Below are 14,045 nucleotides of genomic sequence, written 5' to 3' on the forward strand. Positions count from 1 at the left end.
CCCAGCTCGCCGGAGTCAGCGTCGACTACTACATCCGTCTGGAGCGGGCACCGGAACCGGACCGTTCTGCCTTGTGCGCGGCCCCTCAGTCGCGGTGACGGGGGGCCAGCAGCGTCTCGTTCATGGTGCCGTCCACGAACAGGCGCTCCCAGGTGCCCCCGCCCTTGAACCCGGGGATCCACTGCCGGGACAGCAGCTCGCGCATGGCCGGGTCCCGCTCGGCGAACTCGTTGAGCTCCAGGTACGCGTCCATCGACGACAGGTGGATCATGGTGTGCAACCGGTCCTGGCGGCCCCACATCTCCTCGAAGAGAAACGCCGTGGCTACACCCGGCAGTGCCGTGTTGACGGCGTTGGCCCACTCGTAGAGGAACACCCGGGCCTCGTCGCGCACCGCGTAACGGGCCTGCACCACGCGGTGCACGGTCAGCGCGGAGTTGGCGGAGTGCAGCAACTGCTCGGCGGGCAGGGACGTCTGGAAACGGGCGGCCGGCTGGAAGGTGTCCCCGTCGCCGTGGTCGCCGTGACCGATGCCGTGCTGCGGGCAGATCACCGTCTCACTGATACTGCCCTCGACGAAGATGCGTTCCCAGCCGCCGCCGCCCTTGTTCGGCAGCCGGTCCAGATCGGTGATCTCCCGCCACTTCTTGTCGTGGTCGACCTTGTCGAGCAGACGCCCGTAGTCATTGGGCTGCTTGAGGTGCAGGATCCAGTGGAGCCGGTTGTGCACGCCCAGCAGTTCCTCGTAGAGGAACACCGATACGTACCCCACGTCACCCGGGTTGATCAGCTCGACCAACTCCGAGGCGAACTGCAACCCCTCGGCCCGGTGCTCATAGGTGATCAGCCCGCTGCGGTGCACGATGAACCCGGCGTTGGCCGTGTGCAGCACCTTCTCCAGCGGCACGCTGCTCTGCAGGTGCGCGGGGCGGAACCGCCGCGGGGCCGCTCCGGCGGGGGAGGAGGTCATGTCGTCCGTTCCTTTCACTGCGGGATCACGAGGTCGGTGTCCGCGGCGCGCATCGCCCCGGCGAGCCGCTCGGGGGTGGGCGACTTGAACAGGTCGGCGAGGCGGAGCCTGCAGCCCGTGCTCTCCTCCACCCGGGCCAGCAGGGTGATGCCGAGCAGCGAATGGCCGCCGTGTACGAAGAAGTTGGTCCCGGGACCGGCCGGCGCCCCGTCGCCGCTGCCGAGGAACTCGCGCCACAGGCCCACGAGGTACTCGACGAGCTCGTCCGGGGGCGGTGCGTTGTCGGGGTGGTCCACGTCAGCTCTCCTTGTCGTCGGTCAACAGGTCGTCGACGAGGCGCGCCGTCTCCGGGCTGCGCATCAGGTCGGTGTGGGAGACGTCGAGGTACACGGCCCGCCGGAGCAGGCCCGGTCTCTCGGCGGCGGTGAAGGACCGCAGGCCGGCGCCCTCGGTGTTGCCGTTGAGGGCGGTGGCGGTGGCCCACGGGCCGCGGGCGGGACACGAGTCGGCGGCGGCGATCCAGTACAGATAGGACGTGGCCAGACCCACGAACTCGTCGACCCGTGCACCGTGGAGCCCCACCCGTGCGAACGCCGGCTCGACCACCTCCCGTACCAGCGCCGAGAGCCGGTCCGCCAGCGCGGTCAGCCCTCCGGTGGTGTCGTCCGCCGCGCGCCGTCCCTCGCGCAGCGCCGCCTCCGCGTCCGCCGGGGAGAGCACCGAGGCGAACCTCCGGGTGATCAGGGACTCGTAGAAACCGGTCAGCATCGACGCCCGGGCGGGCTCCGGGTCCAGCAGGATCAGCCGTGGGCGGCGCTGGCTCCGGGCGATCTCCTCGGCCAGGGCGCCCGCGTACAGGGCCCCGGTGCAGAAGCCGAGCACCGCCCGCACCGGGCCGCGGCCCCGCAGGTCGCCCGCCCAGCGCGCGACGTGCTCCCGGCCGGTCATCCTCACCGCCTCGTCCGGCTCGGGCGGCGCCGTCTCCCACAGCGCGCAGCCGGTCGTCAGCAGTTCCGCGAGTTCGGTGAACGTCGCGACGGGGCGGCCCGCGGCGGAGAAGTCACAGGCCAGAACCAGCCCGGAACCCTCCGCGGGACGCCGCACGTGCCATGCGGCGGGTGTCGCCATCCTCTCCTCCAGACATGGTCGCGGCCCGGATACCCGCCGTCACGATGCCGTCCCCGGCCCGCCCGGTCTGCTCGGTTGTGAGCGTCCCGGCACCGCGGACCCGCCCGGCCGCCGGGGCCCGCAGGCCGGGTCAGGCCCTTCCGCTCAATCCTGGGCATCGCTCGGCGCGCACGGTTCGTACCGTCGACGGCGGCCGGGTTTCGCCCGGGAGCCACGACCGTCAGTTCGCCGGCCACCGACCGCCGGCGTGGATTGGGAGCCCCCATGACCGAGCGCGCCTACACGCCGGAGATCACCACCAGCTTCACGGTGCACGACCTACTGCGGCGACGTGCGGAACTGCAGCCGGACCGGATCGCCCTCAACATCGACGACGGCCCGACGATCGGTTACGGGGAGTGGAACCGCCGTTCCAACGCGGTGGCGCGCGGCCTCATCGACGCCGGTGTCCGGCCCGGCGAGATCGTCGGCCTCGTCTTCGAGGGCCTGGACTGGATCGACTACGCCGTCGCGTACATGGGGGTGCTGAAGGCCGGTGCCACCGCCACCCACCTCAACCGGAGCGTCGGTGAGGAGGAGATCCTGCGCAGGATGGACTTCTGCTCCGCCGTCGGCATCCTGCACGGCGAGAACGTGCTGCCGCCCGCCGCGTTCACCGGGCTGACCGCGACCGCCGACGGCATCGCGAGCGCCGACAGCAGCGACCCGTTCGTCCCCGTGGCGGTCACCGACATCGCCGACATCCTCTTCACCTCGGGAACCACCGGACCGGCGAAGGGCTCGGCCTCACCGCACGGCAACCTCACCTACGGCCGCGGCCCCGAGGGGTTCCACCTCTTCGGCGACCCCGAACCCCTGCTGACCCCCATGCCGCTCGGCACCACGGCCAGCGCCACGACCGTCAACTTCTCCATCCACACGCCCTCGACGCTGGTGATCTGCCCCATCGACGCCCCCGAGCGAATGGCGCAGCTGATCGAGAAGCACCGGATCGGCTCCGTCATGATCACTCCCTGGCTGGCGATGCAGCTGGTGCACAGCGGCGCGCTCCGGAACCACGACCTCAGCTGCGTGGAGACCATCGCGAACGCCTCCACCGCGCTGCCGCCCGCCATCGCGCGCAAACTGCTGGCCGCCATGCCCAACGCACGGCTCAACATGTCGTACGCGGCCTCCGAAGCGGTCCCCGCGTCCATCGGCCACACCTTCGACCCCGCGGTGCCGATGGCCACCGGACGGCCGCTGCGCGGCACCGAACTGCGCGTCGTCGACGAGAACGGCGGCGACGTCCCGGCCGGGGAACTCGGCGAGATCTGGCTGCGCAGCCCCGCCCCGAAGCGCTACTACTTCAACAACCCGGAGCTGAACGCCAAGGTCCACACCGACCGCTGGACACGCACCGGCGACCTCGGCAGGGTCGACGAGAACGGCCTGCTGTACTTCTTCGACCGCCGCAACGTCGCCGTGCGCACCGGCGGGAAACTGGTCTCCACCATCGAGGTCGAGGCCGCGCTGTACGAGCACCCCGCGATGCGGCAGGCGGCGGTCTTCGGCATGCCGGCCGCCGACGGCGACCAGACGCTGGCAGCCGCCGTCGCGCTCTCCGACCCCGCCGTACTGGACGAACTCCCCGCCTTCCTCGCGGGCCACCTCGCCCAGGAACAGATCCCGGTCCACTGGCAGCTGGTCGACGAGATGCCGCGCAGCGCCAACGGGAAGGTGCTCAAGCACGTCCTGCGCGACCGGCTGACCGGCCTGGCCGGGTGAGCCGCGTGACCCGCACAGCCGGCGGGGCGGGCACCACCCCGCCCTCACCCCACATGGCGCTGCTGCGCGAGGGCGCCGAACGGCTCCGAGCCGCAGACCCGGCACTGGCCGGCCTGCTCGACTCCGAACTCGCCGACCAGTGCTCGACACTGGCCATGGTGGCCTCCTCCAGCGCCGCCGACCCGTCGGTGCTGGCCGCGGCGGGCGCGGTGCTGTCCAACGTCACCGCCGAGGGATATCCCGGCGCCCGCTACCACCCCGGCTCCGCGTGCTTCGACGAGGTCGAGCGCCTCGCCGAGGCCCGTGCCCGGGAGGTCTTCGGCGCGCGGTACGCCAATGTGCAGCCGCACTCCTGCTCCAGCGCCAACCTGAGCGTCCTGACGAGCCTGCTGCCGCCGGGCGGCGTCCTGCTCGGCCTCGGCCTGGACGAGGGCGGCCACCTCACACACGGCTCGTCCGCCTCTGTCACCGGCCACCTCTTCCGCGCCGTGCACTACGGTCTCGACGAGCACGGCCTGATCGACTACGACGGCGTACTGCGGCTGGCCCGCGAGCACCGCCCCCGGGTGATCGTCGCCGGCGCCAGCGCCTACCCGAGACGGATCGACTTCGCCCGCTTCCGGGCCGTCGCCGACGACGTCGGCGCCTACCTCCTCGCCGACATCTCGCACATCGCCGGGCTGGTCGCGTCGGGCGAACACCCCAGCCCCGTCGACCTGGCCCACATCACGACGACCAGCACCTACAAACAGCTCGGCGGCCCCAGGGGCGGTCTCATCCTCGTCGGCGCCGAGCACCGTACCCCCGGACCCGACGGGCACACCGGACTCGCCGACCTGATGCGCCGTGCCGTCTTCCCGCGCTCCCAGGGCACCCCGAACCCGGCGGCGATCGCGGCGAAGGCACGCGCACTGGGCATGCTCGGCACCGAAGAGGCCCGGTGGACCGCGCGGATGATCGTGGAGGACGCCCGCGCCCTGGCCGAGGGGCTGGCCGGCCGCGGCCACCGGCTGCTCACCGGCGGCACCGACAACCACATGGTGGTCGTCGATCTCCGCCCGGCACGGATCAGCGGACTGGTCGCCGAACGCGCCCTCGAGGAGTGCGGCATCCTGGCCAACCGCAACCGTGTCCCGGGGGACAGCCGGCCCCCGGCGGTCGCCGGCGGGCTGCGGCTGGGTACGAACATCCTCGCCCAGCGGGGCATGGGCCCGGCCGAGATGGCCGACTGCGTCGATCTGATCGACCGGATCCTCACCGCCGTGGTCAGCGTCGACGACACCACCTACACCCTCGACCCGCAGCTCTGCCGCAGGGCGCGGGCCGAGGTGCGCGAACTCTGCGAGCGCTTCCCGCTGCCCGGCTACCCCGCCGCGACCCTGCGCACAGGCTCGGAGGTCTCCCTGTGAGTACGTCGTCCGAAGCCGCCGCCGACGACCGGGCGGCGAGCGGACCGGCCGCCGGACTGCCGGCCGACCACCCGAGGACCGCGGCACACGTGCCGCGTCCGGCGTACGAACCCGGCAGCGGCCACGCGGAGTTCGCCAAGCTCGGCCCCCTGGTCCGGGCCGCGGCGGAGCGCACCGGGACCGGCCCGGAGGCGGTGCTCCTGGCCGCGTACGCCGCGGTGCTGGCCCGCTGGACGGCGTGGCCCCGTGTGGTCGTCGGACTGCCGGCGCACGGGCCCGGTCCGGCGGTGCTCGGTGTCGGTACGGCCTCCTCGGTGCCGTTCGCGGAGCTGGTGCGGCAGACGCACGTGCTGCTCGGCCGGGCGCCGGAGCGGACGACGGGGACACCGGAGGCGGGCGCGGGGTTCGTCGTGGGCACCGCGCCGGACGTCCCGCTCGCGCCGTACGGGGAGATCTGCCTGCGGGTCGTCGTCGAGCACGGCGAACCGGCCCGTCTCGACGCCGCCTACGACGCCGCGCTCTTCACCGCCCGGACCGTCCGCCGCCTGCTGGGCCACTACCGCACCCTCCTCGAAGGTGCCGTGGCCGACCCCGGACTGCCGCTGGGGCGGCTCCCGCTGCTGACGGAACCCGAGCTGCGCACGATGCTGGTGGACTGGAACGACACCGCCGTCCGGCTGCCCCTGCACGACGGCACCCTGCACGGCGCCTTCGCCCGGCAGGCCGCCCGGCACCCGGACCGGGCCGCCGTCGTCACCGGGGACCGGCGGGTGACCTTCGCCGAGGCCGACCGCGCGGCGGACCGGCTCGCTCACCGGCTGCGCGCGCTGGGTGTCCGGAACGAGGCCCGCGTGGGTCTCCTGCTGGACCGTTCACCGGAGTTCCTGGTCTCCGCGCTGGCCGTGATGAAGGCGGGTGGCGCGTTCGTACCGCTCGATCCGGGCTATCCGGCCGAGCGGCTGCGGACGATGCTCGCGGACGCGCGGTGCCACGCCCTCGTCACCCGCGACGGACCGGTCCGGGTGACCGGCCTGCCGGCCGAGCGCGTCGTCCGGCTCGGCACCGGCACCGGTACCGAAACGGACACCGCGGCACCGGACGGCCCCCCGGAGGGCCACGTCACAGGGAACGACCTCTGCTACGTCATCTTCACCTCGGGCTCGACGGGCCGGCCCAAGGGGATCGCGCTGCGCCACGCGGGAGTGCTCAACAACCTGCTCGACATCAACACCCGCTACCAGGTCGGACCGGGGGACTCGGTACTGGCCCTGTCGTCCCTCGGCTTCGACATGTCGGTGTACGAGTTCCTCGGCTCGACCGTCTCCGGCGCCACCGTGATCCTCCCGGACCCGGCGCGCCACAAGGATCCCTCCCACTGGGCCGACCTCGTCAGCCGGCACCGCGTCACCGTCTGGAACTCGGCGCCGTCCCTGTTCGAGCTGCTGGTCACCCATGCGGAACGGGCCCGGGACACCGACCTGTCGTCACTGCGGCTCTCGCTGTCCGGCGGGGACTGGATCCCCGTGTCCCTTCCCGAACGTGTCCGCGTCCACGCACCGGACCTCCGCTTCATCGCCCTCGGCGGCGCGACGGAGGCCTCCATCCACTCCACCGTTCACGAGGTGTCCCCCGGCGAGCGGCACCGTACGAGCATTCCCTACGGCCGGCCGATGGCCAACCAGCGCACCTATGTGCTCGACGCCGAGCGCCGGCCGGTGCCCGTCAACGTGGCCGGCGAGCTGTACCTCGCGGGTGACGGTCTGGCCCGCGGCTACATCGGCGACGAACAGCTCACCGCCGACCGTTTCACCGTCTGGTCCCACGGACCGGTGACCGGCGAACGTCTCTACCGCACCGGGGACCTCGCCCGCTACGACGACGCGGGACGGCTCGAACTCCTCGGCCGGATCGACCTCCAGGTCAAGATCAGGGGTGTGCGGGTCGAGACGGGGGAGGTGGAGGCCGCCGTCGCCCGGCACCCGGCGGTGAAGTCCTGCGTGGTGGCCGCTCACGGCGCGGCGGACCGGGACAGGAGCCTGGTGGCCTATGCGGTCGCGCATCCCGGCAGCCGGGTGACCGGCCAGGAACTGCGGGAGCACACGGCCGGCCTGCTGCCCTCCGCCATGGTCCCCGCCCAGGTCGTGCTGCTGGACGCCCTGCCCCTCACCCCGAACGGGAAGGTGGACCGCACCGCGCTGCCCGCCATCCCCCGGGCGGGCGGCGCGGAAGGCGGCGCGGCCGGGCCGGACGACCCGTGGGAGCGGCGTGTCGCCGACGCGTGGCATGCCGTCCTCGACGCGGAACACGGCCCGGACGACGACTTCTTCGCGGTCGGCGGCGACTCGCTGGCCGCGATGCGCATCGTGCAGCTCATCGACCCGCATCTGCCGGTGGCCGAACTCTTCGGCCACCCGAGCGTGCGCCGGCTGGCCGGACGCCTGCGGGCCCTGGACGGCGAGCGGTGAGAAACAATGGGTTCGGACAGGGGCGGCGATGGCCGTCCCGGAAGGGATTCCCGTGAAAGCGCTCCACCGGGTGGAGGCGGTCACCGTCGCACACCACGTCCGGGTCGAGATCGGGGGAGAGGTCGTCGCCGAGTCCCGGCGGCCGGTCCTGCTGAAGGAGACCGGCCTGCCCGACCGTTACTACATCCCGCCGGCCGACGTGCGCTTCGACCTGCTCGAACCGGCCGACCTGCGGACGACCTGCCCCTTCAAGGGAGAGGCCTCCTACTGGAGCGTCCGCACCGCGGCCGGCGGCCCCGCGCAGGCCACGCGCCCGGCCGTCGCCTGGGCGTACCAGGAACCGATCGGGGAGGTCGCTGTGATCAGGGGTCACCTGGCCTTCTACGACCGGCACGCGCGGGTCACCGTCGTCGCCCGGCCCGACGACGGCGACGTGGTCTGAGCGGGGTGCGCGGCCCCGCCCGGACCGCGGACCGACGACGGCGCCGCGCGGCCGGCCCGGCTGCTACGCGCCGTCGTCGACGCGCAGCCGGGCCTCGGCCGCGCCACGGGCGGAGGCCACCCGCGCGGCCTCCGCGTCCAGCGCTTCGCGGGCCGCGGCCGGCAGCGGACCGAAGGGTGTGACGGTCACGTCGAGCCTGCGGCCGGCGGACTTGGCGCGCCAGATGCCGGAGATCTCCGAGCCGACGAGCAGGGCCCCGGGGCCTCCGATGGCGCGCCAGACCTCCTTCTCACGGGCCTTGTCGGGCACGACCAGCGCGCGGTCGCGCGCCTGGAGGAACGGGTCGCCCGGCGGCAGCAGCCGCACCGCCTCGCCGCGTCGCGCGGAGACCAGGGAATCCAGATCGCCGGACGGCAGCCACGCCGGCCTGCCGTCCACCGACACCTCGGCGAGGCCCTGCGGCCATACCTTCTTGACCACGGCCGGCTTGGTTCCCAGGTACTTGGCGACTTCGGCGGGCGTGGCCGGACCGAGGAAGCGGAGGTAGGCCTCCACCAGAGCCGACGTCCCGGTGGCCGACTCCGGGACGGGGAAACGTCGCCGCAGCGGTGAGAGCACCGTCCGGCCGCCCTCTGCGCCGACCCCTACCGATCCGAAGAGCCCCGCCTGCTGGAACAGCAGGCCGGAGACGTGCCGGGCGCCGCACGGCTCGCACCGGTAGGTCAGGGACGGGGGAACGGCGGCGCTGACCGCCGTGCTGACGTCCCCCTTGGCCATCGGCGCGGTCACCGCTTCACGGAACGCGCGGGCCGCGGCTTCGAAAGCTCCGAGGCCGAGCTTGGCGCCCTCCTTGATCACGGCGGTGTTGATCCGCGCCGTGGCGTCCGCGTCGTCCACCGGCCACAGGGCGGTGGCCAGCCCCGGCAGATCGGTGGCCCGGTGCAGGTGCGGCGCCCCGCGGAACGACCACACGAGCTCCAGCCCGTCGGCGGTGGCGCCCCTCGCGGCCAGCGCCGTACGCGCGGAACCGCTCGGGGTGTCCTGCACCCCGAGGGCCAGCACCCCGGGCGCAGTGGACGAGCGGTCGAAACCGTGGACCGCCACCCGGTGGGCCAGGACCTGCTCCCGTGACACTTCGACGCGATGCTTGCCGGTCAACTGCTGCCTCCTTCATGCACGTTGTCCGAACCGTACAGGCCCCGGCCGCGCCGGCGAGGGCGCTTGAGGGGCCTGTCGGAAGGACGCCGGCGGCAGGAGGTGCTAGACCTGCCCGACCTCGGACAGTCCGCTGCCGAAGCGCTCCCGCAGCTCCCGCTTCAGCACCTTCCCCATCGGCCCGCGCGGCAGTTCGCCGACCACATGGACCGTCAGCGGCACCTGGTGGGGTTCGAGGCGCTCGGCCGCGAAGGCGCGGAGCACCGCACCGTCCGCGGCCGGGTCGGACGTGCACACCACGGCGACGACGGCCTGGCCGAGTTCGGGGTGGGGTACGGCGACCGCGGCCGCCTCGCGCACGGCGGGGTGGTCGTACAGCACGTTCTCGACCTGGACCGAGGAGACCAGCCGGCCGCCGGTGCGGATGGCGTCGTTGCCGCGGTCGAAGAAGTACACCTCCTTCCTCGGCCCGAGGTAGGCCAGGTCACCGGTGCGGGTCCAGCCGTCCACGTGCGTACGCTCGTTGAGCCGCGGGTCCAGATGCAGCCGCTTGGGCGCCCTGGTGCGCAGCCACACCTCACCGACCTCGCCGCGGCGCACCGGCTTGCCCGCCTCGTCGAGCAGCCGCAGCAGGGTCCCCGGCCGGGGCTTGCCCACCCGCGTGGGCCGGCGCGGATCGTAGTCGGTGCCGATGCTGGCGGGCACCGCTTCCGAACCGCCGCCGTACGCGGTCATGATCTCCGCTTCGGGCATCATGTCCAGCAGCCGCTCCGCGTAGGAACCGGGCAGCTGCGCGGACGCGATGCCGATGGTGGTCACGCTGCTCAGGTCGTACCGGTCGCCGACCCGTGTGTCGACCATCTGCATCGCGTTCCAGGGGGTGAGCATCACCGAACCCACCTTGTGGCGCTCGATCAGGCCGCCCATGAGCTCCACGTCGTCCGCCGGGCACACCAGGATCGGGGCGGTGGTGGTCAGGGCGAAGATGCCGACGGTTCCGGCGCTGAACACCGTACCGAGCGGCATGGGGGTCAGGATCGGGGCGGAGCTGGTGAAGGTCTCCTGCAGCACCGCGCCGGGCCCGCGGCCGTAACTGAGGTTGCCGTGCGGGTTGGTGAGCGGCTTGGCCGGCCCCGTCGTGCCCGACGTGTAGAGGATGTCGGCCACGTCGGACGAGGCGATCGTGACGTCGACCGGGCCGTACTGCCCGCCGTCCAGCTCATCGACCGTGGTGAGCCACCGCAGCGAGGTGCCCGGCGGGACCGCCGGCGGGGCCGGCATCTCCGCACTGTGGATCATGCCGACCGCCTCGGCGTGGCCGAGCCGCCGGGTCAGTTCCGCCGCGTCCAGCGTGCTGTTGAGATGGGTGGCCGCGGCGCCCGCCTTGAGCACCCCGAAGTAGGCGATGGCATAGCCCGACCAATCGGTGCCTTCGAAGAACAGCGCGACCCGGTCGCCCTTGCGCACGCCTTTCGCGATCAGCCCGTGCGCCACGGCGTTGGACCGCCGGTCCCACTCGGCGTAGCTGACGAAGGTGCCGCCCTCCATCGTGATCGGCACCCGGTCCGGCGAACGCCCGGCCAGGATCCCCAGGAGCTCGGGAGCGAACCGCTGCTTGGGGGTGACCGGCCGCACCAGCAGCACCGCGACGAGCAGCGCCGCGGCCCCGAGCACCGCTCCGCCCAGGAACGCGGTGTCGATCCCCTCGGTCAGGGCGGCGGCGGAGTCCGCCCCGCCGTGGGCCCCCGCCGAACCGAACACGGCGACGAGCACCGCGAGCCCGGCCGATCCGCCGATCTGCGTCATGGCGTCGAAGAGGCTGGAGGCCGAACCCGCCTCGTGGTCCTCCACACCCGAGACGGCGATCACCGTCATCGGTACGAACATCAGACCGTTGCCGATGCCGAAGATCAGCAGCGGCCCGAGCAGCTCGCCCAGGTAGCTGCTCTCCGGCGACAACTGCGCCAGCCAGAGCATGGCCACGGTGTTGAGGGCGATCCCCGCGACGAGCGGCTTCCTCTTGCCGTACCGGGCGAGCAGCACCTGTGCCGTGACCCGGGCGCTGATCAGGATGCAGACCATGACCGGCAGGAAGGCCATACCGGTGCGCAGCGGGCTGTACCCCAGCACCACCTGCATGAACAGGGTCAGGAAGAAGAACATCCCCATGAAGGCGCCGGTCAGCGCGAACGCCACGAAGTAGACACCGCAGCGGGTGCGGTCGACGAACATCCGCAGCGGCACGATCGGCTGCTCCGCACGGGCCTCGACGGCGACGAAGGCGACGAGCAGGAGCAACGCGGCGGCGAACGAACCGAGCGTCACCGGTTCGCCCCAGCCGTACCGGTGCCCGTTGCTCAGCCCGTACACCAGCGCCGCCATGCCCACCGACGACAGCACCGCGCCGGGCAGGTCGAACCGGCCGCGGCGGCGCGGCGTCTCCTTGATCGACAGGACGGCGAGCACCGCCAGCAGGACACCCACCGGAACGTTCACGGCCAGCACCCAGCGCCAGGACAGCCACTCGGTGAGCACGCCGCCCGCCAGCAGACCGACGATCGCGCCGGCCGACGACATGCCGCTGAACACCCCGAACGCCTTGTTGCGGCGGCTGCCCTGGCGGAAGTTGGTGGTGATGAGGGCCAGGACCGTCGGAGCGATCACCGCGGCGCCGACGCCCTGCAGCGCCCGTGCCGCCAGCAGCATCGCGGCCGAGTTCGCCAGCGCACCCAGCAGCGAGGCCGCGGTGAACAGACCCACGCCCGCGAGGAAGACCCGCCTGCGGCCCAGCAGGTCACCGGCGCGGCCGCCCAGGAGCAGGAACCCGCCGAAGGCCAGCACATAGGCGTTGACCACCCAGCTCAGCGCACCGGTCGATATGCCGAGGCTGCGCTGCATGCTCGGCAGTGCGACGTCGACGATGGTGGCGTCCAGCACCACCATCAGCTGCGACAGGGCGATCACGGTCAGCGCAAGCCCCGTGCGCTGCCCGGTCCGGGCGGGCCGCGCTGCCCGAACCCCTTGCTTCACTGCCATGGGCCTGTCACTCCTCCGGAGAGCCGAGTACACCTGCGGCTCCCACTGTCCCGAGTGACGGAATGCGGGGCCGCTCACTCGTGAGCAGAACACACCGGCGGAACGCCTTTAGCGTCTTTTCCCAACAGTGGCGCCAAGACGTGGGGATGACGGCATGTTTGACGTGATCGTGGTGGGCGCGCGCTGCGCGGGAGCGCCCGCGGCAATGCAGTTCGCGCGTTCCGGACACCGGGTTCTGATGGTGGACCAGTCGGCGTTCCCCGCCGACAAGCTGTCCACCCTCTACATCCAGCAGAGCGGTGTCCTGCAACTGCAGCGCTGGGGCCTGCTCGACGCGGTCAGGGCGACCGGGTGCCCCCCTCTGGACCACGTCGTCTACCAACTCGGCGACGACATCAGGGTGGAGGGGTGCGCCGACCCGGTGGACGGTGTCACCGCCGCGTACGCGCCGCGCCGCAGCATCCTCGACCGCATCCTGGTGGAGGCGGCGGTCGACGCCGGGGTGGAGTTCCGCGACGGCTGCGCGGTGACCGGACTCGTCGAGGAGGACGGCCGGGTCTGCGGTGTCCGCCTGGCGGCGGGCGAGGTCCAGTCCGTCGAACGGGCCCGCCTGGTGGTGGGCGCGGACGGGATGCGCTCGACGGTCGCCGAACTCACCGGCGCGACCAAGACGGTGGAGCACCCCAAGCTGACCTGTGCCTACTACACCTTCTGGAAGGGCCCGAAGACCCACTTCGAGCTGTACGAGGGCCCCACGGGCTGGGTCTCGGCGGTCCCCACCAACGACGCGGTGCTGATCTCCGCCTACTACCCGCAGCAGCGTTTCACCGAGGTCAGGACCCGGGCCCAGGAGGCGTACCTGGAGAACATCCGCGACAACGCGCCCGGCCTGTACGCCAAACTGGAGAACGCCGAGCAGGTCGACCGCCTCTACGGCACCGGTGACCAGCAGAACTTCTTCCGCCAGGCGTACGGGCCTGGCTGGGCCCTCATCGGCGACGCGGGCCACCACAAGGACTCCCTCACCGCCCGCGGTATCGGCGACGCCTTCGCCCAGGCACAGATGCTCGTCGACCGCGTCGGCGACAGCCTCGGCTCCGACGAAGCGCTGGACGTGGCGCTCAAGGACTTCGCCGAGGAGCGCGACCTGACCTTCATGGAGAACTACCGGGCGACGCTGCTGGTCGCCGAGGCATCGGCGCGCGACAAGCGCCGGATGCTGCTCAAAGCGGTCTCCTCGAGCCCCGACCACGTCCGCCGGTACTTCAACACGGTCGCCGGCCTGCGGCCGGTGTCCGAGCTCTACACCCCGGAACTGCTGGCGCTGCTGAAGCCGTGACCGGTCGCCCGCCGCGCGGCGGATCCGGCCGCAGAAACCACACGGCCGGCCCGCCGCGGACGGCGCCGGGGCGCGCTTCAGGAACCACCGCGCAGCCATTGAGGCGTCTCCAGCAGGTGACGCCCGGGCGAGGGGACGCGTACGTCGTGTAACCCGGTGCGGCGTCACCGAAGACAGCCCAGCCGGAGTACAGGCCGCACGCGCGGCAGGCAGGTTCGTGTCCACACCACGGGCCTGAGCCCCACGGACAGACTCACCGGCTCCCACACCGTGACCTTCGACGACATGCGCGCCCTGCCCCGGCTCGCCGAAGAGGCATCCGGAGCCACGCGCC

General features: G+C 72.5%; 10 protein-coding genes. 5 read left to right on the forward strand and 5 right to left on the reverse strand.

What is annotated here, in order from left to right:
- Positions 1-85 precede the first annotated feature (85 nt).
- The 3 genes from ACWD0Y_RS28785 to ACWD0Y_RS28795 are packed head-to-tail and all read right to left on the reverse strand — an operon-like array spanning position 86 to position 2,098.
- Entirely contained in the window at positions 86-970 is an 885-nt protein-coding gene (locus ACWD0Y_RS28785; protein WP_450263247.1) for a DUF6039 family protein, read from the reverse strand.
- Positions 971-984: 14 nt separating this feature from the next.
- Positions 985-1,266: an acyl carrier protein gene (locus ACWD0Y_RS28790; RefSeq protein WP_450263248.1), complete on the reverse strand. Its 282-nt coding sequence runs from the start codon at positions 1,264-1,266 to the stop codon at positions 985-987.
- Between the two features lies 1 nt (position 1,267).
- Positions 1,268-2,098 (reverse strand): hypothetical protein, encoded by an 831-nt coding sequence (locus ACWD0Y_RS28795; RefSeq protein ID WP_450263249.1) that lies wholly within the window; start codon positions 2,096-2,098, stop codon positions 1,268-1,270.
- Between the two features lie 264 nt (positions 2,099-2,362).
- Between ACWD0Y_RS28795 and ACWD0Y_RS28800 the strand changes: the two genes are divergently transcribed.
- From ACWD0Y_RS28800 to ACWD0Y_RS28815, 4 genes are read left to right on the forward strand one after another with little or no spacing between them, the layout of a single operon-like run.
- A complete protein-coding gene (locus tag ACWD0Y_RS28800) occupies positions 2,363-3,865 on the forward strand; it encodes a class I adenylate-forming enzyme family protein (protein WP_450263250.1) in 1,503 nt (500 codons plus the stop codon).
- Between the two features lie 5 nt (positions 3,866-3,870).
- Positions 3,871-5,274, forward strand: a complete 1,404-nt coding sequence (locus ACWD0Y_RS28805; RefSeq protein ID WP_450263251.1) for a serine hydroxymethyltransferase — start codon at positions 3,871-3,873, stop codon at positions 5,272-5,274.
- The gene (locus ACWD0Y_RS28810; protein ID WP_450263252.1) at positions 5,271-7,739 is read left to right on the forward strand and encodes a non-ribosomal peptide synthetase; all 2,469 of its coding nucleotides are present in this window, start codon (positions 5,271-5,273) and stop codon (positions 7,737-7,739) included. Before ACWD0Y_RS28805 ends, ACWD0Y_RS28810 begins: the two co-directional genes overlap by 4 nt.
- Before the next feature lie 52 nt (positions 7,740-7,791).
- Positions 7,792-8,181 (forward strand): DUF427 domain-containing protein, encoded by a 390-nt coding sequence (locus ACWD0Y_RS28815; RefSeq protein ID WP_450263253.1) that lies wholly within the window; start codon positions 7,792-7,794, stop codon positions 8,179-8,181.
- A gap of 63 nt (positions 8,182-8,244) precedes the next feature.
- On the opposite strand, the gene ACWD0Y_RS28820 is transcribed toward ACWD0Y_RS28815, so the two are convergent.
- Together ACWD0Y_RS28820 and ACWD0Y_RS28825 are read right to left on the reverse strand one after the other, a co-directional pair.
- Positions 8,245-9,339 (reverse strand): DNA glycosylase AlkZ-like family protein, encoded by a 1,095-nt coding sequence (locus ACWD0Y_RS28820; RefSeq protein WP_450263254.1) that lies wholly within the window; start codon positions 9,337-9,339, stop codon positions 8,245-8,247.
- Between the two features lie 102 nt (positions 9,340-9,441).
- Positions 9,442-12,372: a DHA2 family efflux MFS transporter permease subunit gene (locus ACWD0Y_RS28825; RefSeq protein WP_450263255.1), complete on the reverse strand. Its 2,931-nt coding sequence runs from the start codon at positions 12,370-12,372 to the stop codon at positions 9,442-9,444.
- Positions 12,373-12,526: 154 nt separating this feature from the next.
- Between ACWD0Y_RS28825 and ACWD0Y_RS28830 the strand changes: the two genes are divergently transcribed.
- Positions 12,527-13,711, forward strand: coding sequence for an NAD(P)/FAD-dependent oxidoreductase (locus tag ACWD0Y_RS28830; protein ID WP_450263256.1), 1,185 nt, complete (start codon positions 12,527-12,529; stop codon positions 13,709-13,711).
- Positions 13,712-14,045 lie beyond the last annotated feature (334 nt).

The organism is Streptomyces altiplanensis, from assembly GCF_053591575.1.